Annotated in this window: 12 protein-coding genes and 1 pseudogene; 9 read left to right on the forward strand and 4 right to left on the reverse strand. The window is 34.8% G+C overall.

Annotated features, from left to right (window positions below):
- Positions 1 to 77: 77 nt before the first annotated feature.
- Entirely contained in the window at positions 78 to 1,118 is a 1,041-nt protein-coding gene (locus AC0GLR_RS00540; protein ID WP_495605390.1) for a zinc-dependent alcohol dehydrogenase family protein, read from the forward strand.
- 52 nt (positions 1,119 to 1,170) lie between these two features.
- Here the strand turns inward: AC0GLR_RS00540 and AC0GLR_RS00545 are convergent, their stop codons facing one another.
- Complete coding sequence (locus AC0GLR_RS00545) at positions 1,171 to 1,773, reverse strand: TMEM175 family protein (RefSeq protein ID WP_495604887.1); 603 nt, start codon at positions 1,771 to 1,773, stop codon at positions 1,171 to 1,173.
- Between the two features lie 326 nt (positions 1,774 to 2,099).
- Here AC0GLR_RS00545 and AC0GLR_RS00550 point away from each other — a divergent pair, with 326 nt between their 5' ends.
- Together AC0GLR_RS00550 and AC0GLR_RS00555 are read left to right on the forward strand one after the other, a co-directional pair.
- A complete protein-coding gene (locus tag AC0GLR_RS00550; protein ID WP_495604888.1) occupies positions 2,100 to 2,987 on the forward strand; it encodes a LysR family transcriptional regulator in 888 nt (295 codons plus the stop codon).
- 326 nt (positions 2,988 to 3,313) lie between these two features.
- Entirely contained in the window at positions 3,314 to 11,533 is an 8,220-nt protein-coding gene (locus AC0GLR_RS00555) for a mucin-binding protein (RefSeq protein ID WP_495604889.1), read from the forward strand.
- Between the two features lie 140 nt (positions 11,534 to 11,673).
- On the opposite strand, the gene AC0GLR_RS00560 is transcribed toward AC0GLR_RS00555, so the two are convergent.
- The gene (locus AC0GLR_RS00560) at positions 11,674 to 12,210 is read right to left on the reverse strand and encodes a TetR/AcrR family transcriptional regulator (RefSeq protein ID WP_495604890.1); all 537 of its coding nucleotides are present in this window, start codon (positions 12,208 to 12,210) and stop codon (positions 11,674 to 11,676) included.
- Positions 12,211 to 12,327: 117 nt separating this feature from the next.
- Here AC0GLR_RS00560 and AC0GLR_RS00565 point away from each other — a divergent pair, with 117 nt between their 5' ends.
- The 4 genes and pseudogenes from AC0GLR_RS00565 to AC0GLR_RS00580 all read left to right on the forward strand — a co-directional run bounded on the left by AC0GLR_RS00565 (position 12,328) and on the right by AC0GLR_RS00580 (position 14,630).
- Entirely contained in the window at positions 12,328 to 13,479 is a 1,152-nt protein-coding gene (locus tag AC0GLR_RS00565; protein WP_495604891.1) for an alpha/beta hydrolase family protein, read from the forward strand.
- A 519-nt stretch (positions 13,480 to 13,998) separates the two neighbouring features.
- Positions 13,999 to 14,424: pseudogene (locus tag AC0GLR_RS00570) on the forward strand (alcohol dehydrogenase catalytic domain-containing protein); the annotation flags it as partial.
- A complete protein-coding gene (locus AC0GLR_RS00575; RefSeq protein WP_495605391.1) occupies positions 14,423 to 14,545 on the forward strand; it encodes a winged helix-turn-helix transcriptional regulator in 123 nt (40 codons plus the stop codon). The pseudogene AC0GLR_RS00570 and the gene AC0GLR_RS00575, both read left to right, overlap by 2 nt.
- Positions 14,490 to 14,630 carry a winged helix-turn-helix transcriptional regulator gene (locus AC0GLR_RS00580; RefSeq protein WP_495604892.1) on the forward strand — a complete coding sequence of 47 codons (141 nt, stop codon included), beginning with the start codon at positions 14,490 to 14,492 and terminating at the stop codon, positions 14,628 to 14,630. Before AC0GLR_RS00575 ends, AC0GLR_RS00580 begins: the two co-directional genes overlap by 56 nt.
- Positions 14,631 to 14,837: 207 nt before the next feature.
- Here the strand turns inward: AC0GLR_RS00580 and AC0GLR_RS00585 are convergent, their stop codons facing one another.
- Complete coding sequence (locus tag AC0GLR_RS00585) at positions 14,838 to 15,740, reverse strand: LysR family transcriptional regulator (RefSeq protein WP_495604893.1); 903 nt, start codon at positions 15,738 to 15,740, stop codon at positions 14,838 to 14,840.
- A gap of 428 nt (positions 15,741 to 16,168) precedes the next feature.
- Here AC0GLR_RS00585 and AC0GLR_RS00590 point away from each other — a divergent pair, with 428 nt between their 5' ends.
- Positions 16,169 to 21,208 carry a bacterial Ig-like domain-containing protein gene (locus AC0GLR_RS00590; protein WP_495604894.1) on the forward strand — a complete coding sequence of 1,680 codons (5,040 nt, stop codon included), beginning with the start codon at positions 16,169 to 16,171 and terminating at the stop codon, positions 21,206 to 21,208.
- A 160-nt stretch (positions 21,209 to 21,368) separates the two neighbouring features.
- Positions 21,369 to 22,256, forward strand: coding sequence for a LysR family transcriptional regulator (locus tag AC0GLR_RS00595; RefSeq protein ID WP_495604895.1), 888 nt, complete (start codon positions 21,369 to 21,371; stop codon positions 22,254 to 22,256).
- Between the two features lie 70 nt (positions 22,257 to 22,326).
- Here AC0GLR_RS00595 and AC0GLR_RS00600 read toward each other — a convergent pair whose 3' ends face one another.
- Complete coding sequence (locus AC0GLR_RS00600; protein ID WP_495604896.1) at positions 22,327 to 23,661, reverse strand: replication-associated recombination protein A; 1,335 nt, start codon at positions 23,659 to 23,661, stop codon at positions 22,327 to 22,329.
- Between the last annotated feature and the right edge of the window lie 9 nt (positions 23,662 to 23,670).

Genomic DNA, 23,670 nt, shown 5'->3' on the forward strand with positions numbered 1-23,670 from the left:
TTGTACCTGCTATGATTGTTACATCTTTGATAATGTAAATTAAAAAGATATTTAAAGGAGTGTTTTTAATGGATAAAATGAAAGCAGCAGAATTTATTAAACCTGGGAAAGTTCAAACGGTTGAGGTACCTAAACCAAAGATTGAACAACCAGGAGACGTAATTATTAAAATTGTACGTGCTAGTGTTTGTGGTTCTGATTTATGGTGGTTCAGAGGTTTATCAGAACGACCTGCACATTCACGAATTGGCCATGAAGCAATCGGGATTGTTGAAGAAGTAGGTTCGGATGTTACTGAAGTAAAACCAGGTGATTTTGTAATTGCTCCATTTACTCATGGTTGTGGCCATTGTGCTGCATGTCTAGCTGGGTTTGATGGTAATTGTTTTAACAAAGAAAAGGGTGGTAACACTGGTTATCAAGCTGAATATCTTCGTTTTTACAATGCTAACTGGGCTTTAGTAAAAATCCCCGGCAAGCCAGCAGATTATTCAGATGAAATGTTGAATTCTTTTGTTACTTTATCTGATGTTATGGCAACTGGGTATCATGCGGCTGCTAGTGCTGAAGTAAAACCAGGCGATACTGTTGTAGTAATGGGTGACGGTGCTGTAGGACTTAGTGGAGTAATTGCGGCAAAATTACGTGGTGCTAAACGAATTATTGCGATGAGTCGTCATGAAGATCGGCAAAAATTAGCAAAAGAGTTTGGTGCTACTGATATTGTGCCGGAACGTGGTGATGAAGCAGTTAAACACGTGATGGAATTAACTGATAATGCTGGAGCTGACGCTATTCTTGAATGCGTAGGAACGGAACAATCAGTTGATACAGCTACTAAAGTTGCTCGTCCTGGAGCTATTATTGGTCGAGTTGGGATTCCTCAAAAAGCAGAAATGAATACAAACCAGCTTTTCTTTAATAATACTGGTTTGCGTGGTGGAATTGCTTCAGTTACTACTTATGACAAAAAAGAATTACTTCAAGCTGTCTTAGATGGTAAGATTAATCCTGGTAAAGTATTTACAAAACAATTTGATCTTGATCATATTCAAAATGCATATGAAGCAATGGATAAACGTGAAGCAATTAAATCACTTTTGATTATGGACAAATAAAAATATAGCTAACAAAAAAGGAGACTGAATAACAGCCTCTTTTTTTCATAAATTATTTCATGAATTTTTCTAAATTGTCACTATCGGTGTTGGTCTTAATACCATTAACAACCAATTCAATAAATCCTAGAATCAGTCCACTTGGCGGGAAGAAAAAGATACTTACTGCCATTATGACGGTTACTGCAATGAACCACGGACTTTCAATAAAACGATAAATAAACATTTGTTCGATTTTTTTTGCAGTAGTTTCATTTTCTTTTTTTAATTGGTTGATAATTGATTTACTTAGGTATAAATAGGCAAAGCTCCATGATACGAAAATTATTAGATAAAACCATTCAGGACCAGTACTATTAATGTATTTTCCGACCCATCCGGCTGCTACGGGAATTAAAGACATCGTGAAAAGCCACAAATTATTAACCCAGTATATTTTTTTAGTGATTCTTTTTACCAATGCAAACATATAATGCTGGTTATACCATGCAACTCCGATGAATACTAAACTTACTATGTAAGCAAATAAGTAAGGCATTTCTGCAAGAATTGCAGACAATTTTGGGCTATCGGGAACCTTGAATTCTAATACCATGACAGTCATGATGATTGCTACAATGGCATCTGTTAATGCTTCTACACGAGATTTATTCATTAAATGATTTTTCTCCTTGTTTAAATTATTAATTAGGCAATTATATTCAAATAAATAATGATATTGATTTCTTGAATTTTATTATAAATCTAAATTATAGTTTAGGGAAATGATTTTTAATTATCAAAAAACAATGTTTATCTTAAAGTAAAAATAAATTTATAGAATGGTTTTTTAGTTATAAACATAAAATATGTTATATTATTAATCATTTGAAATTATCTAAATTAGAGATTATTGTTTGTGTTTTATGAATTTGATGATAAAATACCAAATCTAAACTAAAGCGTAACTAAGACGAATTAATAATAAGGCAGGATGGTCAAATGAAATTACAAAATTTACAGTACTTTGAAAAACTAATTGAACTTAAAAACTATAGTAATGTTGCTGATTACTTCAATGTTGGACAACCAACAGTTTCCATGGGAATCAAACGATTAGAAGAAGATATTGGTTATAACTTAATTGTTCATACGTCAAAGTATAACGAGTTGATATTGACACCGGCTGGAAAAGAATTTCATAAATATTCAAAAGAAATAGTTGAACAAGTTGCTTTGCTTGATAATGAAATTGAAAGACAGTTACATCAACCTAAAATTAATTTGGGAATGCCACCAATGATTAATCACACTTATTTTTCTAAATTAGCACCTAAATTAAATAAAAATACTTTGGTAAACTTAAGTATTATTGAAAATAATTCGACTGAATTAATTAAATTACTAAATCAAGGGATAATTGAAATGGCATTAGTTGCCTCAATCGAACCACTTGAAATTAAAGATATTCATTCCGAAGTTTTGAATAAAGATGAATTCAACGTAGTAGTGAGCAAAGAAAATCCGTTATCCCAAAAGGAAAAGGTTACTTTTTTTGATTTAGACAATGAAAAAGTGATTCAAATGAATGATGGTTATATCCAATCAAATCTTTTGGATAAGATTAAAAAGTATAGTCTTGCTTCTCCTGATGTGGTTTATCGAACTAGTGATTATAAAATGATTAAACAATTAATTAAAGAAAATGTGGGGATTTCTTTTTTACTTAAGAAATCTATTAATCCAGAAGATGGACTTGTAACGATTGAGCCCGATAGTGATAAGATTCCAGAGATTTATATTTCCTTGATTTGGCGTAAATCATACAAGTTAAACAAGTTAGAACAAAATTTAATTGATTCAATTCGAAAATTAGTAAAAAACAAATAAATAATGTCTAGCAAAATTTCCTAGAGTCGAATTTTTATTCGAATTTAGGAAATTTTTTGTTTATAGATAATAATAATCACGATAATTAAATTAATTATTTTGGACGATATTGTATTACATGAAACATATTATTTTTAAAATCCAAGACGAATATATAACAGATTTTATATCAACACTATTGATATAAAGTGTTCGGTTTGACGATACAGCTTGTTGCCAAGTATAGTTAAATCCGCGATGTTTGATTATGTACTATTAAATTATGCACATTCATTATCGCATAGTTGTTTTTAATGGAAATATGGAAAAGAAAGGTAGGTTTTTACATGTTTAATAGTGAAAATAAAACCCACTATAAAATGTACAAAGCAGGAAAGCGCTGGATGTTTGGTGCCATTACGGTTACCATGTTTACCGCTGGAATTGCTGGTGGGTCATTCCTATCAAATGGAAAGAGCGTACACGCTGATACAGCAGTAAGTACCACTCAAAATCAAAACAATACTAGTTCAACTACTACTGATGGGGATGGGTCAGATAAATCTCAAGATAATAATGAACAAACAAAAGATGCTCCTGTAAACTCACAATCAAGTGACGTTACTCAGCAATCAGCAAGTAATGATAATGATCAAAAATCAATTGCGCAAACTACTGATACGACTGATCAAAGTAAAACCAACATTGTTGCTAACCAATCAGAAAATACTACTTCAACTGATCAAAAAGCTGACAATAGTACAGAAAGTCAAAATACAACCGACAGTAATGAGCAAAATCATGATGCAAAAACTGCCGATCAAACTAAACAACAAGTGGATACATCATCACAAAAAGCTGACGGTAATGTTGTAGATCAAAATAAATCAACTGGTGTTGACCAGACTAAGGAAACTGACAGTGAGAAAAAAGATACTGTTAGTTCAACTAATCAAAACCAATCAGAAGATGTTAAACAAACAGATTCTACTTCATCTAACCAAAATGATGAAAATTCTGTAGAGCAAAACGAAAAGGTTGCCGATGATTCTACCGCCCAAAATGTTGATGGTAAAGCAACGGACCAAAGTAAGATTGATAATCATAATCAAGTAGATGAATCAGACAATCATGCTAAGATTGATCAAAATGCTGATACTGAACAAAGCATACAAGATAAGAACGATGCTAACTCGGAAAATCAATCATCCATTAATTTGAATGCTCAATCTGATAACTCAATACAAGCAGATACAATAAATGTAAACGGGATAAAAATTGATTTAAATGATCCTGACTATCAAGGACGATGGGTTGATCCAGATCAAAACCATTATACATTCGGATATAACAGTATTACTGCTGGATTTGATAGTACAAATGGCGTTGCTACAATAGTTTATTCTACTGATCGTAGTGGTGATGGAAATTATTACGTTCATGAATTAGATACAAATGGTAACGTAATTAATTCCTATGAAATCTCAAGTAAAGGCGCTACTGACCAAAATCCTAACGTTGTCGCTTCTAAAAGTATAAATGATTTTTCTTACTATAATTTTGGAAATTATTCAGGAGAATTTGCAGTTCCTTACGGCGATAGTTCCGATGTTAGATTTGATGTTCCATGGTTTATGGGAAATCCAACTGGTGGGATTACTGGCGTAGGTGGAGCATCATTCTTTATTCCTCAAGTTGTTACACAACATATTAAATATGTTGACAAACAGACCAAAAATGTAGTTGCTGAAAGTACTTTTGATGGATTAACAGGACAAAAATATGATGTTACTGGCGTTCCTGAGCAGGTTAAAGATGGATATTATTATATTAGTTTGGTTCCAGATAATGCTAAAGGAACTATTTCTCAGTTTGGTGAAGTTGGTCATGAATGGTCTCGATATTTTAATGATGGAACTCGTGTAGTTTATACTGAAACTGATAATCATGGTGGAATGGATGTTAGTCTTTACAGTCCTGACGGAACTAAATATGGTGACACATACCACATTGATGATAAGTACACGTATAATTCAGCAACTAAACAATATTCATGGGATATTCCAAGTCATAATAACGACGATAAATCCATACCTCGATCAGGTACAATCATTGTATCGCCAATTTACGTTAAACAATCACGAGAAATCACCTTTGAAATTAATAAATTAGGTAAGTTAGTTCCAGTTGATAAAGATGGGAACCCAATTGATAATGGGTCACATGATGAACCATATCAAATCAATCCTAATGATCCAACTAAAGCACAACAACCAACAATTCCAGATATTCCTGGTTATGTTCCAGTTGATCCTAATGATCCTTCTAAAGTGTTAACTCCTGGTGACCCTTCTCCTGTACCAGTGGATGATCCAGGAAAAGATACTACCATTCCATATGTAGTTGATAAACAAACAGCTACAATCACTTATGTAGATCAAGATGGAAACAAGGTTCTTCATACAGATGATGTAGATGGCAAGATTGGTGAACATAAAGACTACTCCACTAAAGATGAGTTAGCTGCTTTGGAAAAAGATGGTTATTCATTAGTAAGTAGTGATGTTCCTGATAATGGAATCACTTTAGATTACAATAGTGGGAAACCATTAGCTTATACAGTGGTTGTTAAACGAGTTTCTGAACCAGTTAGTGAACAAGGAACCGGTTCTTTAACCATTCATTATCAATATGCTGACGGACAACCAGTATTAAAAGATGCTAATGGTAATGCAGTTACTGATGTAACTAAACAAGTTACGTTCCATCGTGATGGAACCAAGAATGATGAAACTGGTGAAACCACTTGGGGAGACTGGATTCCTGACGATGGTCAAGATGTTAATGTTAGTGCAAATTCTCCAGTAGTAACTGGATATTATGCAAATCAGAAAACAGCTAGTGGACAAGTCACTGAAGGTAAAAATCAAACTAAGTTAGTTATTTATAACAAGTTAGGTAATTTGATTCCAGAAGTTCCTGGTGGAACACCAGTACCATATCCAAATGATCCAGATGATCCTACCAAGGCTGGAGAACCAATTACTCCTAATTATCCTGGTTATACACCATTAGATCCAAACGGTAATCCAATTAAACCCGGAACTCCTTACCCAATTGATCCAAATAATCCAGGAAAAGATACTCCAGTTCCTTATGTGGCTGACAATGAAAAAGCAACAGTTAACTACGTTGATCAAGATGATAACAATGCTGTATTACACAGTGATGCTTTAAATGGTAAGTTTGGTGATAAGGCAGACTACAGTACTAAAGATGAAATTGCTGCTTTGGAAGCTCAAGGTTACGAATTAGTAACCGACGGTTACCCAGTTGATGGTTACACTTACACTACTGAAGATCCAACCTTTACAGTTGTCTTGAAACACAAACACAAAACAGTTAACCCTGATAATCCTGGTACACCAGGACAACCAGTAGATCCTAACAATCCAGATGGACCTAAATATCCAGATGGAACTGGCAAACAAGACTTGACTAAGAACATTACTAGAACAATTCATTATCAATATGCTGATGGAACTCAAGCTTCTAAAGATGTTACTGAACAAGTTAAGTACACTAGAGAAATTACTTTTGATGAAGTAACTGGTAAGATCATTGAAACTGGTAAGTGGACGTCAACTGATCCAGATTACGCTGCAGTTGATTCACCAGCTATTGCTGGCTTTACTCCTGATCAAGCAGTTGTTGGCCAAGCTGCCACAACTGCTGATGATAGTGATAGCGATGTAACGGTTATTTACAACGCCAATGCTGAACAAGCCCACGTTAACTATGTTGACCAAGATAATAACGACAGTGTTATCAAGAGTGATACTTTAGATGGTAAGTTTGGAACTAAGTCAGATTACAGTACTAAAGATGAAATTGCTGCTTTGGAAGCTCAAGGTTACGAATTAGTAACCGACGGTTACCCAGGTGACTACACCTTTACTACTGACGATCCAACCTTTACAGTTGTCTTGAAACACAAACACAAGACAGTAGATCCAGATAACCCAGGAACTCCAGGACAACCAGTAGATCCAGATAATCCAGATGGACCTAAATATCCAGATGGAACTGGCAAACAAGACTTGACTAAGAACATTACTAGAACAATTCATTATCAATATGCTGATGGAACTCAAGCTTCTAAAGATGTTACTGAACAAGTTAAGTACACTAGAGAAATTACTTTTGATGAAGTAACTGGTAAGATCATTGAAACTGGTAAGTGGACGTCAACTGATCCAGATTACGCTGCAGTTGATTCACCAGCTATTGCTGGCTTTACTCCTGATCAAGCAGTTGTTGGCCAAGCTGCCACAACTGCTGATGATAGTGATAGCGATGTAACGGTTATTTACAACGCCAATGCTGAACAAGCCCACGTTAACTATGTTGACCAAGATAATAACGACAGTGTTATCAAGAGTGATACTTTAGATGGTAAGTTTGGAACTAAGTCAGATTACAGTACTAAAGATGAAATTGCTGCTTTGGAAGCTCAAGGTTACGAATTAGTAACCGACGGTTACCCAGGTGACTACACCTTTACTACTGACGATCCAACCTTTACAGTTGTCTTGAAACACAAACACAAGACAGTAGATCCAGATAACCCAGGAACTCCAGGACAACCAGTAGATCCAGATAATCCAACTGGACCTAAGTACCCAGATGGAACTGGCGAACAAGACTTGACTAAGAACATTACTAGAACAATTCATTATCAATATGCTGATGGAACTCAAGCTTCTAAAGATGTTACTGAACAAGTTAAGTACACTAGAGAAATTACTTTTGATGAAGTAACCGGTAAGATCATTGAAACTGGTAAGTGGACATCAACTAATCCAGATTACGCTGCAGTTGATTCACCAGCTATTGCTGGCTTTACTCCTGATCAAGCAGTTGTTGGCCAAGCTGCCACAACTGCTGATGATAGTGATAGCGATGTAACGGTTATTTACAACGCCAATGCTGAACAAGCCCACGTTAACTATGTTGACCAAGATAATAACGACAGTGTTATCAAGAGTGATACTTTAGATGGTAAGTTTGGAACTAAGTCAGATTACAGTACTAAAGATGAAATTGCTGCTTTGGAAGCTCAAGGTTACGAATTAGTAACCGACGGTTACCCAGGTGACTACACCTTTACTACTGACGATCCAACCTTTACAGTTGTCTTGAAACACAAACACAAGACAGTAGATCCAGATAACCCAGGAACTCCAGGACAACCAGTAGATCCAGATAATCCAACTGGACCTAAGTACCCAGATGGAACTGGCGAACAAGACTTGACTAAGAACATTACTAGAACAATTCATTATCAATATGCTGATGGAACTCAAGCTTCTAAAGATGTTACTGAACAAGTTAAGTACACTAGAGAAATTACTTTTGATGAAGTAACCGGTAAGATCATTGAAACTGGTAAGTGGACATCAACTAATCCAGATTACGCTGCAGTTGATTCACCAGCTATTGCTGGCTTTACTCCTGATCAAGCAGTTGTTGGCCAAGCTGCCACAACTGCTGATGATAGTGATAGCGATGTAACGGTTATTTACAACGCCAATGCTGAACAAGCCCACGTTAACTATGTTGACCAAGATAATAACGACAGTGTTATCAAGAGTGATACTTTAGATGGTAAGTTTGGAACTAAGTCAGATTACAGTACTAAAGATGAAATTGCTGCCTTGGAAGCTCAAGGTTATGAATTAGTAACCGACGGTTACCCAGGTGACTACACCTTTACTACTGACGATCCAACCTTTACAGTTGTCTTGAAACACAAACACAAGACAGTAGATCCAGATAACCCAGGAACTCCAGGACAACCAGTAGATCCAGATAATCCAACTGGACCTAAGTACCCAGATGGAACTGGCGAACAAGACTTGACTAAGAACATTACTAGAACAATTCATTATCAATATGCTGATGGAACTCAAGCTTCTAAAGATGTTACTGAACAAGTTAAGTACACTAGAGAAATTACTTTTGATGAAGTAACCGGTAAGATCATTGAAACTGGTAAGTGGACATCAACTAATCCAGATTACGCTGCAGTTGATTCACCAGCTATTGCTGGCTTTACTCCTGATCAAGCAGTTGTTGGCCAAGCTGCCACAACTGCTGATGATAGTGATAGCGATGTAACGGTTATTTACAACGCCAATGCTGAACAAGCCCACGTTAACTATGTTGACCAAGATAATAACGACAGTGTTATCAAGAGTGATACTTTAGATGGTAAGTTTGGAACTAAGTCAGATTACAGTACTAAAGATGAAATTGCTGCCTTGGAAGCTCAAGGTTATGAATTAGTAACCGACGGTTACCCAGGTGACTACACCTTTACTACTGACGATCCAACCTTTACAGTTGTCTTGAAACACAAACACAAGACAGTAGATCCAGATAACCCAGGAACTCCAGGACAACCAGTAGATCCAGATAATCCAACTGGACCTAAGTACCCAGATGGAACTGGCGAACAAGACTTGACTAAGAACATTACTAGAACAATTCATTATCAATATGCTGATGGAACTCAAGCTTCTAAAGATGTTACTGAACAAGTTAAGTACACTAGAGAAATTACTTTTGATGAAGTAACCGGTAAGATCATTGAAACTGGTAAGTGGACATCAACTAATCCAGATTACGCTGCAGTTGATTCACCAGCTATTGCTGGCTTTACTCCTGATCAAGCAGTTGTTGGCCAAGCTGCCACAACTGCTGATGATAGTGATAGTAATGTAACGGTTATTTACAACGCCAATGCTGAACAAGCCCACGTTAACTATGTTGACCAAGATAATAACGACAGTGTTATCAAGAGTGATACTTTAAATGGTAAGTTTGGAACTAAGTCAGATTACAGTACTAAAGATGAAATTGCTGCTTTGGAAGCTCAAGGTTACGAATTAGTAACCGACGGTTACCCAGGTGACTACACCTTTACTACTGACGATCCAACCTTTACAGTTGTCTTGAAACACAAACACAAGACAGTAGATCCAGATAACCCAGGAACTCCAGGACAACCAGTAGATCCAGATAATCCAACTGGACCTAAGTACCCAGATGGAACTGGCGAACAAGACTTGACTAAGAACATTACTAGAACAATTCATTATCAATATGCTGATGGAACTCAAGCTTCTAAAGATGTTATTGAACAAGTTAAGTACACTAGAGAAATTACTTTTGATGAAGTAACCGGTAAGATCATTGAAACTGGTAAGTGGACATCAACTAATCCAGATTACGCTGCAGTTGATTCACCAGCTATTGCTGGCTTTACTCCTGATCAAGCAGTTGTTGGCCAAGCTGCCACAACTGCTGATGATAGTGATATCGATGTAACGGTTATTTACAACGCCAATGCTGAACAAGCCCACGTTAACTATGTTGACCAAGATAATAACGACAGTGTTATCAAGAGTGATACTTTAGATGGTAAGTTTGGAACTAAGTCAGATTACAGTACTAAAGATGAAATTGCTGCCTTAGAAGCTCAAGGTTATGAATTAGTAACCGACGGTTACCCAGGTGACTACACTTTCACTACTGATGATCCAACCTTTACAGTTGTCTTGAAACACAAGACTGGTTCAGTAACTCCTGATAACCCAGGAACTCCAGGACAACCAGTTGATCCAAATAATCCAGATGGACCTAAGTATCCTGATGGAATTGGTGAAAAAGACCTAGTTAAAGACGTTACTAGAACAATCCACTACAAAGATGATCAAGGTAATACGGTTGCTAAAGATGTAGTTGAATCAACTAAGTTTGGTCGTAATGCTACTTTTGATGAAGTAACTGGCAAGATTATTTCATATGGTAACTGGACTCCAGTTAACGATACCTTCGGTGCCGTTAACTCTCCAGTAATCAATGGTTACTATACTGACACTCCTGAAGTTAGTGCTGAAACAGTTAATGCTGATGCATCTAACTCTGAAGTAACAGTTCTCTACCATGCATTAGGTCATTTGGTACCAGATGTTCCTGGATCAACTCCAATCATCTATCCAAATAACCCAGATAACCCTAGTGAAGCTGGTAATCCACTTATTCCTGATATCCCTGGTTACACACCAGTTGATAAGAACGGTAATAAGTTGACTCCAGGAACTCCTTACCCAATTGATCATGATCATTTAGGTGAAGATACTCCAATTCACTACGTGAAAAATGAAGAACCAGCAACTCCTGTAACTCCAAGTACACCTGAAACTCCTGCACAGCCTGCAGAACAACCAAGTGCACCAGTTACTCCAGCTACACCTGTTCAACCTGAAACCCCAGCACAACCAGCAGCACCTGCTCCAGAAGCACCTAAGGCTGAAGCACCAGCTCAAGCAGAAACTCCAGCCCCAGCTGCTAAGCCAGCTGAAGCACCTAAAAAGGCTGCTTTACCACAAACTGGACAAGATGCTACTGGTAGTTTGATGAGTATCATTGGTGCAATCTTACTTTCAATTCTTGGATTCTTCGGACTAGACGGATTCAGAAAGAGAAAAGAAGAAAAATAATAAATTATAGTAATATAATTTATGAAATAGAAAAGAGGACTTACAAATATGTAAGTCCTCTTTTTGCATATAATCTTAAATTTTGTTAATAATTATTTCTGAATTCAATTATTTAATGAATTTAAGATATAAACAGACAGTTATTTATTATTGAAAATCATTTTTTGTAATTCATTAATATAATTAATAGCATTTTCAACTTGTTTTTGGTTATTATTGTTAATACTTTCTTCTATTAATGAAAAAGCGACTGATACAAACAAGTTACTGGAAAACTCTTTAGAAATATTCAACTCTTGTATCATTTGATGACTAACTTTATTTTTAAGAAAACTTTTTTTCATAATATCTTTTAAGGTTTGAGTTAAAGTAAAATGGTCATCTTTAATTTTAAGAAGAATGATTAATTCAGGATCATTAAAATCTGCTAAAAATTCATTTAAAAATTTTTTTATATCTTTCAAGCGAAACCTCTGATCCATACGTTTTTCCATAATTTTTTCCCATTTGTAGTTCATTTTTTCAATTACTTCATATTTATCAAAAAAATGATTATAAAACGTTGATCTCCCGACTTTGGCTTTATTACAAATATTTTCAATAGTAATGTTTGCAAAGTCTTTTTCTTTTAATAATTCAATTATTGCATGATTAATCTGTACTTCTGAATTAGTCATTAATGATCTCCTTTTTAGTATATTTGGACAATTTAAGCTTAATTGTTTCTATGATTTGATTTTAAGTCAAGATAAGATGATTTATGTAAGATAAATTGATCACGGAGAAATTTTATAATGTATAAAAAATATATTGATAATGAACAAATGAATTTTCAAATGAATCGTTTCTTAGAACCATATTATGATGATGAAAATGTTCAAAAGGAAGCTTTTGCAGCTGGGAATAAGATTAATTCACTTAGTGAATGGTATAGTGTTTGGCTGAAATTGGGAGATGAGAAAAACGAGGAGAAGCAATATGGAGTAGCATCTGCCTACTATCAATTAGCCAACTTTTTTGTTTCAGAAGATGATCCCCAAAACCTAAAAACATATAAATTATTTAAAGAAACTTTTTATAAAAGTATAGATAATCATAACTTAAAACATTATCAAGTGCCTTATGAAGATAATTATTTGCCTGTTGTTACCATTGAAAAACCTAATGCTAGTAATTGGCTCGTTTTTCATGGAGGATTTGATTCTTACTTAGAAGAGTTAATTAGAGTTTCCCAAACTTATTTAAAAGATTTAAATAACTATAATATTTTATTGTTTGAAGGTCCAGGTCAAGGACAACCAATGGCAAATGGGATTTATTTAACTTATCAATGGGAAAAACCAGTTGGAGTCATCTTGGATTTCTTCAGTTTGAAAGATGTTAGTTTAATGGGCATGTCTTTAGGAGGTTATTTAGCTGTTAGAGCGGCTGCTTTTGAGCCCAGAATTAAGAACGTAATTGCATTTGATACCTTTTATAGTATGCTTGACGCTTTAATTGGGAAGCAAAACCAAGCAACTATTCCTGAAGAAATCAAAGATTTTTTTGAGCATGTATTAGATGGAGATAGTTCAGAAAGTGATAAAAAGTTTGATCAGTTACTTGAAAATATGAGTAAAAATAACATTGATCTTAGTTTCAAGCTAACTAAGGCTCAAGGAGTTTATGGTGTAAAGAGTTATAGTGAAATTGTTCGAAAAATGTCACAATTTACTTTGAAAGGTATTGAAGATAAAGTGCAACAAAATACATTATTATTGGCAGGTAATGAAGATATGTATGTTCCTACTTATCGCACTGGTTATTTACAAGAAAGATTGATTAATGCAGCTCAAATTGAAACTCACATTTTCACTAAAGAACAAGGTGGACAATATCATTGTCAGGTAGGGAATAAGTTAGTTGCTTTTCAACAAATTGTTCCATTTTTGCAATCAAATGATTAATTAGATATTTTATACCAAAACATCCGAAATATCAGATTACTTATTCGGTGAAATAACGTTAATAAGTCGTTTGCAATATACTATTATTTATAGTAAATAAACCTTTTTTAGATAATAATAAAAAATCCCATCATATGATGGGATTTTTTGTTCATTTTATTATTACTAGTGATAAAAATGTATCAGCATTTCTATTGATGTAAATTAACTAAAATTTATTACTAATAGCCTTGTATTCTGTATTAGTTCATAGTCCAAAAGTAGTAGTAACTACTTTTGATTTTCCAATTTTTACTTGTTCCATAATAAAGCTCCTTTAGTATTTTTTCTTTTGAAGTAACTCAATCATAGTTCTGCCACCTTATTCCAACAATAGTGAAATTTTTGTTACTTTAGTTTTATAGATAAAGTAACAAAAATTTCACTATTGTTGAAAGATAAATTAGGACTTACGATAGTTTCAAGTTAAAAAATATAACTTGATGAATTGTTCTTTAAGAATAGATGGAGGAAATATTTATGAAAGCAATTGGATACAATAAACCAGTTTCAGATACTGGTGAAAACTTTTTTGAATTTGAAACTAGCACTCCTAAACCCAGTAATCATGACTTATTGGTAAAAGTGAACGCTACTTCAGTTAACCCAGTAGATGTTGGAGTTAGAAATGGTTTGAATCATGCATTAAAGGAACCTAAAGTAATTGGTTGGGACGCAGTTGGAACGGTAGAGTCTGTTGGTGCTAGTGTTACTATGTTCAAACCTGGTGATCGAGTATTCTATGCAGGTTCATTTATTCGTCCCGGAAGTGATAGCGAATATCAGTTAGTAGATGAAAGAATTGTTGGTAATGCTCCACAAAAACTAACAGATGCAGAAGCAGCAGCAATGCCTTTAACCTCTTTAGCAGCCTGGGAAGCTATGTTTGAACAGTTAGAAATAAATCCAAAAAGAAATTGGTAGTTGTTCCAGAAGAATGCTAGCACTTCAATTAAGTGAACTAGAAACAGATGGAATTATTAATAAAAAAAGTTTATTCTGTAAAACCTGCAATTACGGAGTATAGTTTAACTGATTTTGGGAAAAGTTTAGAACCCGTCATTATGGCTATGAATAGTTGGGGTTCTGCATTCAATCAAGCTAGTGCTTAGTTTTAATTTGTTTAAATTTTTTAATTGATAAACTTATAAAAAACAAATAGGCCTTAATCAATAGAGACATTAAGTTCATCTATGATTAAGGCCTATTTGTTCTAAAAAATGCATGCAAGCACTTGCATTCGTAAAATGAATCATGTTTTTTCATGTTACTCAACCCCAGAAGCACAAGATTCATTGAAAAAAATTACAGACTTAATCTCATGATTTAATATTTTTGGATGCTGAGCATTTTTTGATGGTCTGAATAATTTCTTTTTCTCTATTGCTAAGATTGTGTTCTTTAGGATAAGCAACTGAAAGTACAAAATTAGGTAATTCATTGTCTTTAAGTTTTAAAGCAACTAATTCATCTTGATGATCTTGTGGCAACCATTGATTTAATGAAAATGAAAAACCAATATCTTTTTTAACTAATTGGTTAATAAGTGTGGGATCTCGAACACAAGAAACTACCGGGATAGAAGTATCATATTTTCTTTCAAAATACTTGAATAATTGTGCTTGTAAAAATTTGTTGGGCATCGTGATAAAGGGAATATTTTTTAGTTCTCGAAAATCAATAAAACGTTTATTTGCCAGCTGATTATTTTTACTTACGATAATGTTAATTTGGTCAGTTTCAATAATTTCAGCTGTAATACCTTTTTTATTTATTGAATTGATTGATTCAACTAACACTAAATCTAAGTCGCCAAATTCTAAATCTTTCAAGAGGTTATTGGTATCATTTTCTATTATATTAATTTTATGATTCTTATCATCAGTCAATTGATTTAATAGATTAGGAAAATATCCATCACTAATTAGTGGGGAAATTCCTAAATTGATATCCTTTAAATTTTTCTCTTTAATTTCAGCTTCAATATCTTCCCACTGATGCAAAATTTTCTTGGCATGTTGGTGAAGATTCTTTCCAGATTTAGTTAAATTTATAGATCCGGTAGATTGGTTGAAGATAATTAAATTATCGTTTAATTCTGTTCTTAATTGTTTAATATTCATTGAAACTGCAGGCTGAGTGACTTTATAATACTCAGCAACTTTGCTATAGCTTTTTGTCTCTATTAGTTTTTCAAAATATTTTAGACTGCTCAATTTCAATGTTATTACCTACCTAGTTCTAGAATATTGTTTAAATATTAATCATTGAATTTATTCTAATTGTTACAGATTTTATTATTAGTAACGGTTATAACAGAAATAAGTAAAACTTATAAAATTTCAATAATAATTGTAATTTATAAGGAGATGATGTTAATACTTTATGTGATTCTGTCCAATTAATATTAGCTAATATACCTTTAAAATAGCCGTTATCTTGGTATTTATCGTTATGAGTCTGTGTGCGATTATACTATCTTTATTATAAACTTTTTTCATTAACTTATTCAATATATTCTAAGCATACTAGTTATTAATTTAACAATATTAATGATACCTATAACAAAAAATTATATTGTGTATAAGAAAATATGATATAGTCATTTTATAATATATTTTTATTTTTTTACCCCAAGGAGGTATAAACTTTGAAAAATAATTCAAAAGTACATTATAAAATGTATAAAGCTGGTAAACATTGGTTGTTTGCAGCAATTGCAACTACCATTGTTACCACCGGTGGTTTTGCTTTAAATGAAGCTCATGCAGATACAGTTAGTGCATCTAATGACGCAACAACAGCTGTAAAATCGCAGACAGACACAGAAGCAAAAGCCAATGATGAACCACAATCTCAAAATACAGCTGTGACAACTGATAGTACTAAAACAAGTACAGATGTTGACACACAGAACACTAATAAAGAAACAGCAGCCCCACAACAAGAAACGGTTTCAACTTCAGCAAATAATCAAAAAGACGTTGTTACTGATAATTCTGACAGCGTGAAAGCAGATACTACTAAGCAAAGTGATAGTAAAACAGATGTAATACCACAACAGGAGACCACTTCAACACCTGTTGTTGACCAAAAAGATGTTACAACTAACCCACAAAATAATAGTAGTAATGAAGAAACAAAAATTGTAAGTCCACAACAAAATACAGATGCAACACCTGTTGACACAGCAAGTGAAGCAAAAACGCCTGTACAGGCTAGTACCACAGATGACGTAACTGCAGATAAAACTGTTACAGCTACTAATAATCAAAACATGCAGCTTAATACTGCAAATGTTAACTTGGCTGCAGATCAACCTGCACCAGCCAGTGATGTTTCGGTTGATATTACAGCTAATTCTCCTTCATCACTGACAGATCCATATAAGCCTAGTCAAAATGTTTCATACAATGTAGGTATTCATAATACATCCAATGGCGATGTTGTCCCAGTTGACACAAGTATAACGTTTAAGATTGGTACACCAACTAACAATGACATGAACAAGTTTTTGAAACCCTCTTTATTTACTAATGATGAAGATAATGACTTTAATTTTACAGATAATGGAGATTATACTTATAAAGTTACAGTGCTAAAGCCATTGCCAAAGGGTGATTTTTATTTCACAGTAAACTTTACTACCATGGATCCGGGAAATAATTGGGATAATTCAGGTAATGTTACTGATCCTGCAGTAGTTAGTGCGCCAGTATCTGCAACATTTACGTATAACGGTAATACACAAAATTTGCCAATTACTGATGGTAATACTATTTATGTTAAACCAATCGCATTTACCCCTAATAATGATCCACTTCCTGGTTATTCAACTGGATATTACAATGGAATGAGTTATCAAACCAGTGACCCAGAATATCCGGAAGGTGATAAAGGATATTTAGGGGGAACTAAAGATGGTACAAACCTATATTCTCCAGCAGTAAAAGATTCTAATGGTAATTCTTATGTAATTGGTCAAGTTAACTTTAATCCCGGGGCCTCACCATCTGATGGTAAGTCTATTGCTGCGATTGTTACAGGAGCTCAATTAGATCAGAACAGTGTTAAGTTATATGCAACTGTTGACCAAAAATGGGTTGACGTTACTGATGTCCCTAATTTAGTTTGGACAAGAACTTCTAATGGTGTGACTGTTGACTTTTCAGATCCCAATGCTAAATATGATGGGACGGCAATCAAACAATATAATATAAATTTGGTATTTGCTATGAAAGTGGCTAATACTACCACAGACAATCCCTGGTTTGGTGGGACAATTACTTGGTATAAGTGGACCGATGGAGTTTTAAATGATAAGCCTAATAGTTTTATGTTCGGTAATAGTTATACATTCCAACCAATTGGAGTTAGTTCATTAACCCCATGGTTTGTTGGTGGAGACCAGACGATTTATCAAAACAAGCAGGGCGATGTAACTTATGCTCCTATGACAGGAATTTCTGCTTATGATGGAACTACTGGTAATTTAACGGATAAAGTTACTATTACTGATTTAGGTGGTTATCCAGCTGGCGGAGTTAATCCGGCAGTTGGCTCTTATACGATTGCTTATAGTGTAACTAATGATGAAAATGTAACTTCAACTTTTAGTCGGGTTATTACAGTTAAGGCTAGTGAAGCTAGTGTAAGTGGTCATGATGTTACTATTTATGCCGGTGATCCAATGCCAGCTGCTTCAGCTTTTGGTGCTACTGCAACAGCTGATGATGGTTCTGCTGTTCCAGCTGATCAAATCTCAATTGATACTTCTAAGGTAAATCCTAATGTTGCAGGAGATTATCCAGTAACAATTTCAGCTGATAATGGTGAAGTTACTAGGGAAGTTAATGTTCATGTCTTAGCCAATCAAGCAAAGGTAACGGCACATGATGTCACGATTCATACTGGCGATGCAGTTCCAACCGATGCCAGCGCCTACGGTGCAACCGCAGTTGGCAAAGATGGAACTACTCCAGTAGCTATTAGTTCAGTAGATACAAGTAAAGTTGACAACCAGAAGGTTGGTACTTACCCAGTTGTAATTACCGATGCTGATGGTGTATCAACAACTGTCAATGTTAACGTAGTAGCTAACCAAGCAAGTATTAGTGGACAAGACGTAACCATTTATGCCGGAGATCAAATGCCAGCAGATAGTGCGTTTAAAGCTTCAGCAACTGATGAAGATGGTAAAACAATCGATGTTACTATTGATACTAGTAAAGTAAACAACCAGGTAGCTGGTACTTATCCAGTAACAATTACTGCCGCTGATGGTCAAACTAAAGAAGTTAGTGTAATCGTGTTAGCTAATCAAGCAAAGGTAACGGCACATGATGTCACGATTCATACTGGCGATGCAGTTCCAACCGATGCCAGCGCCTACGGTGCAACCGCAGTTGGCAAAGATGGAACTACTCCAGTAGCTATTAGTTCAGTAGATACTAGTAAAGTTGACAACCAAAAGGTTGGTACTTACCCAGTTGTAATTACCGATGCTGATGGTGTATCAACAACTGTCAATGTTAACGTAGTAGCTAACCAAGCAAGCATTAGCGGACAAGACGTAACCATTTATGCTGGAGATCCAATGCCGGCAGATAGTGCGTTTAAAGCTTCAGCAACTGATGAAGATGGTAAAACAATCGATGTTACTATTGATACTAGTAAAGTAAACAACCAGGTAGCTGGTACTTATCCAGTAACAATTACTGCCGCTGATGGTCAAACTAAAGAAGTTAGTGTAATCGTGTTAGCTAATCAAGCAAAGGTAACGGCACATGATGTCACGATTCATACTGGCGATGCAGTTCCAACCGATGCCAGCGCCTACGGTGCAACCGCAGTTGGCAAAGATGGAACTACTCCAGTAGCTATTAGTTCAGTAGATACTAGTAAAGTTGACAATCAAAAGGTTGGTACTTACCCAGTTGTAATTACCGATACTGATGGTGTATCAACAACTGTCAATGTTAACGTAGTAGCTAACCAAGCAAGCATTAGCGGACAAGACGTAACCATTTATGCTGGAGATCCAATGCCGGCAGATAGTGCGTTTAAAGCTTCAGCAACTGATGAAGATGGTAAAACAATCGATGTTACTATTGATACTAGTAAAGTAAACAACCAGGTAGCTGGTACTTATCCAGTAACAATTACTGCCGCTGATGGTCAAACTAAAGAAGTTAGTGTAATCGTGTTAGCTAATCAAGCAAAGGTAACGGCACATGATGTCACGATTCATACTGGCGATGCAGTTCCAACCGATGCCAGCGCCTACGGTGCAACCGCAGTTGGCAAAGATGGAACTACTCCAGTAGCTATTAGTTCAGTAGATACTAGTAAAGTTGACAACCAAAAGGTTGGTACTTACCCAGTTGTAATTACCGATGCTGATGGTGTATCAACAACTGTCAATGTTAACGTAGTAGCTAACCAAGCAAGCATTAGCGGACAAGACGTAACCATTTATGCTGGAGATCCAATGCCGGCAGATAGTGCGTTTAAAGCTTCAGCAACTGATGAAGATGGTAAAACAATCGATGTTACTATTGATACTAGTAAAGTAAACAACCAGGTAGCTGGTACTTATCCAGTAACAATTACTGCCGCTGATGGTCAAACTAAAGAAGTTAGTGTAATCGTGTTAGCTGATCAAGCCAAAGTAACGGCACATGATGTCACGATTCATACTGGTGATGCAGTACCAACTGATGCCAGCGCCTACGGTGCAACCGCAGTTGGCAAAGATGGAACAACTCCGGTAGCCATTAGTTCAGTAGATATTAGTAAAGTTGACAACCAAAAGGTTGGTACTTACCCAGTTGTAATTACCGATGCTGATGGTGTATCAACTACTGTCAATGTTAATGTAGTAGCTAACGAAGCAAGTATTAGTGGACAAGACGTAACCATTTATGCCGGAGATCCAATGCCGGCAGATAGTGCGTTTAAAGCTTCAGCAACTGATGAAGATGGTAAAACAATCGATGTTACTATTGATACTAGTAAAGTAAACAACCAGGTAGCTGGTACTTATCCAGTAACAATTACTGCCGCTGATGGTCAAACTAAAGAAGTTAGTGTAATTGTGTTAGCTAATCAAGCCAAAGTAACGGCACATGATGTTACGATTCACACTGGTGATGTAGTACCAACTGACCCAAGCGCCTACGATGCAACTGCAGTTGGTAAAGATGGAACAACTCCAGTAGCTATTAGTTCAGTAGATACTAGTAAAGTTGACAACCAAAAGGTTGGTACTTACCCAGTTGTAATTACCGATGCCGATGGAGTTACCACAACTGTAAGTGTTGATGTAAAAGCAGCATCTGTTGTTCCTTCAACTCCAGATAAAACTGTACCATCCGTTGAGCCAACACAGCCAACTCCAAGCACAACGGAGACGACTCCGATTCAAACAAAAAAGGTTTTAACTCATTCAGTTGAAACTACTCCTGTAGCAAACGTTGTTAAAGAAGGACAACCAGTTACTGGCTCTGTATCATCTGTAACAACTAAAGCTGATAATCAAACTCCAGTTTCAAAGACTAAGAAAAATACTTTACCACAAACTGGTCAAGATGCTTCAACTAGTTTGCTTAGTATCATTGGAATCATTTTACTTTCAATTCTAGGATTCTTTGGATTGGACAGATTTAGAAAGAAAAAGGAAGATAAATAGTAAATGATAATCAACTATTATTTTTAGTGCAAAAAAGGACTTGCAGATTAGATTGTAAGCCCTTTTTTGTGTAATTATTATTTTTATAAATATATAGTAATATGATAATAATAGTTTATATATTGATGATATACGAACAAGTTAAAATAGGAGATTTAGAATGAACCTACAAAGTTTGCAATATTTTGAAAAGTTAATTGAGTTAAAAAATTATAGTAGTGTGGCAGATTATTTTAATGTTTATCAATCTACCATTTCAATGGGGATTAAACGATTAGAAAAAGACACTGGATGTCGTTTGCTTGTGCATAATTATAAACATAATGAAATAATACTAACACCTGCAGGGAAGACATTGCACAAATATTCCAAAGTAATTGTGGATCAGTTACCATTATTTAATGATGAAATTAGAAAATACCAGCAACAATTAAATCTTGAATTAGGAATGCCACCAATGGTTAATAATACTTATTTCCCTAAAGTAGCCATGAACTTAAGTGATAACATGTTGTTAAACTTAAATATTATTGATAGAACTTCAAAAGAATTAATTAAAATGTTGAAAAAGGATGAAACTGACATTGCAATTGTTGCTTCAGTAGAACCAATTAAATTAAAAAATTTCCATTCTGAAATTTTAGCTAAAGATAAATTTAAGTTGATTGTAAGCAAACAAAATTCTTTGGCAAATAAAAAGAAGATTGAGTTAAAAGATTTGGATTCAGAAAAAATAATTCAAATGGGCGATGGCTTTATTCAAGCAACTGTAATTAATGAGATTAAGAAAAAATATCCCAATTCACTTAATGTGATTTATCGAACTAAAGATCCTGAATTAATTAAGGAATTAGTGAAAGCAAATGTTGGTATATCTATGTTACTTAGTGAAGAGATTGATAAAAAAGATGACTTAGTATCCATTAACCTTGATTGCAACAATATTCCTGATGTTTATATTTCGTTGGTTTGGCGTAAAACTTATGATACAAACGAGCGAGGGAAAATGTTAGTAAATACGATTGTGAAATCAATTAAAGGAAGTTAATTAATAATTAGCATCTTTTTTAAGAAAGAGACCGATTAGATTAATTAATCTAGTCAGTCTCTTTTTGTTACTATTCTTTTGGATCATGTTCCTGATGCCAAGCATTAATTTGATCTAAACGTTTAGCAAAAACACTTTCTTTTCCTTGATTAGAAGGGTAATAGTACCGATGTCCCTTTAAATTTTCAGGCATTGTGGTCATCGTGGTAAGTTTATCCTTTTCCCTTTGTGCAAATTTATAGCCTTTTCCATAATGCAAATCTTTCATTAGTTTAGTTGGGGCATTTCGAATCTGCATGGGAACTGGTTCATTGCGAGAATGTTTAACATCATGACTAGCCATTTGTTCTGCCTTATCAATCGCGTTGGATTTAGGTGCAAGAGCAAGATAAGCAGTAGCTTCAATCACTGCATCAGCACAGTCAGGCATTCCAACAAATTTACATGCTTCAGTAGCATTGATAGTTACGTTTAAAGCGTTTGGATCTGCCAATCCCACATCTTCACTGGCAAACCGTACTAAACGCCGCATGATATATAAAGGATCTTCCCCGCTATCAAGCATTCTTGATACCCAATAAATTGCAGCATCAACGTCACTATTTCGCATTGATTTATGGACAGCTGAGATTAAATTGTAATGTTCTTCACCATTTTTATCATATAAAAGTGATTTACGTGTTACGAGTTGTTTTAAATCATTTAAAGGAATTTCAACCGTATCGTCTTTCTTTTTTCCGTTAGCTACAGCACTTTCTAAAATATTAAGTGCTACTCTTGCGTCGCCGTTAGCAAATTCAGCAATAGAATGTAAATTTTCAGTGGTTATTTTTACTTTTAACTTACCAAAACCATTGGGATTTTTGATTGCATTTTCTAGTAATTTAACAATATCATCCGTTCCTAAAGCTTTTAAAACAAAGACTTTACTTCTAGACAATAATGCTGAATTGATTTCAAATGAGGGATTTTCTGTGGTTGCTCCAATCAAAATAATGCTACCATCTTCGACATAGGGTAAAAAAGCATCTTGTTGAGCTTTATTAAATCGATGAATTTCATCGACAAAGACAATGGTTTTTAAACCCATTTTATGATTAGCAGAAGCATTTTCCATAATTTTTCGTACTTTAGTGATACTGGTATTAACGGCACTAACCGTGATGAATTCTGCTTGGGTCATTTGAGCAATGATTCTTGCTAAAGTGGTTTTGCCAGTGCCAGGTGGTCCCCAAAGAATCAAAGATGAAATTTGATCATTTTCAATTAAGCCACGCAAGATTTTTCCTTGGCCGATTAATTGTTTTTGTCCCACAAATTCTTCTAAAGTTTGGAGACGGACACGTTCTGCTAAAGGAGTGTTAGTGTCACTGCTCTTTGCATTAAATAACGATTCTTGTTTCATAGTTAACCT

This window comes from Fructilactobacillus sp. YLN 2412 (assembly GCF_059488745.1).

What these genes read in the sequence shown, in the direction of transcription:
- AC0GLR_RS00540 (WP_495605390.1), top strand. Translation starts at nt 78, where the DNA reads ATGAAAGCAGCAGAATTTATTAAACCTGGGAAAGTTCAAACGGTTGAG.
- AC0GLR_RS00545 (WP_495604887.1), bottom strand. Translation starts at nt 1,773, where the DNA reads ATGAATAAATCTCGTGTAGAAGCATTAACAGATGCCATTGTAGCAATC.
- AC0GLR_RS00550 (WP_495604888.1), top strand. Translation starts at nt 2,100, where the DNA reads ATGAAATTACAAAATTTACAGTACTTTGAAAAACTAATTGAACTTAAA.
- AC0GLR_RS00555 (WP_495604889.1), top strand. Translation starts at nt 3,314, where the DNA reads ATGTTTAATAGTGAAAATAAAACCCACTATAAAATGTACAAAGCAGGA.
- AC0GLR_RS00560 (WP_495604890.1), bottom strand. Translation starts at nt 12,210, where the DNA reads ATGACTAATTCAGAAGTACAGATTAATCATGCAATAATTGAATTATTA.
- AC0GLR_RS00565 (WP_495604891.1), top strand. Translation starts at nt 12,328, where the DNA reads ATGTATAAAAAATATATTGATAATGAACAAATGAATTTTCAAATGAAT.
- AC0GLR_RS00580 (WP_495604892.1), top strand. Translation starts at nt 14,490, where the DNA reads ATGGAATTATTAATAAAAAAAGTTTATTCTGTAAAACCTGCAATTACG.
- AC0GLR_RS00595 (WP_495604895.1), top strand. Translation starts at nt 21,369, where the DNA reads ATGAACCTACAAAGTTTGCAATATTTTGAAAAGTTAATTGAGTTAAAA.
- AC0GLR_RS00600 (WP_495604896.1), bottom strand. Translation starts at nt 23,661, where the DNA reads ATGAAACAAGAATCGTTATTTAATGCAAAGAGCAGTGACACTAACACT.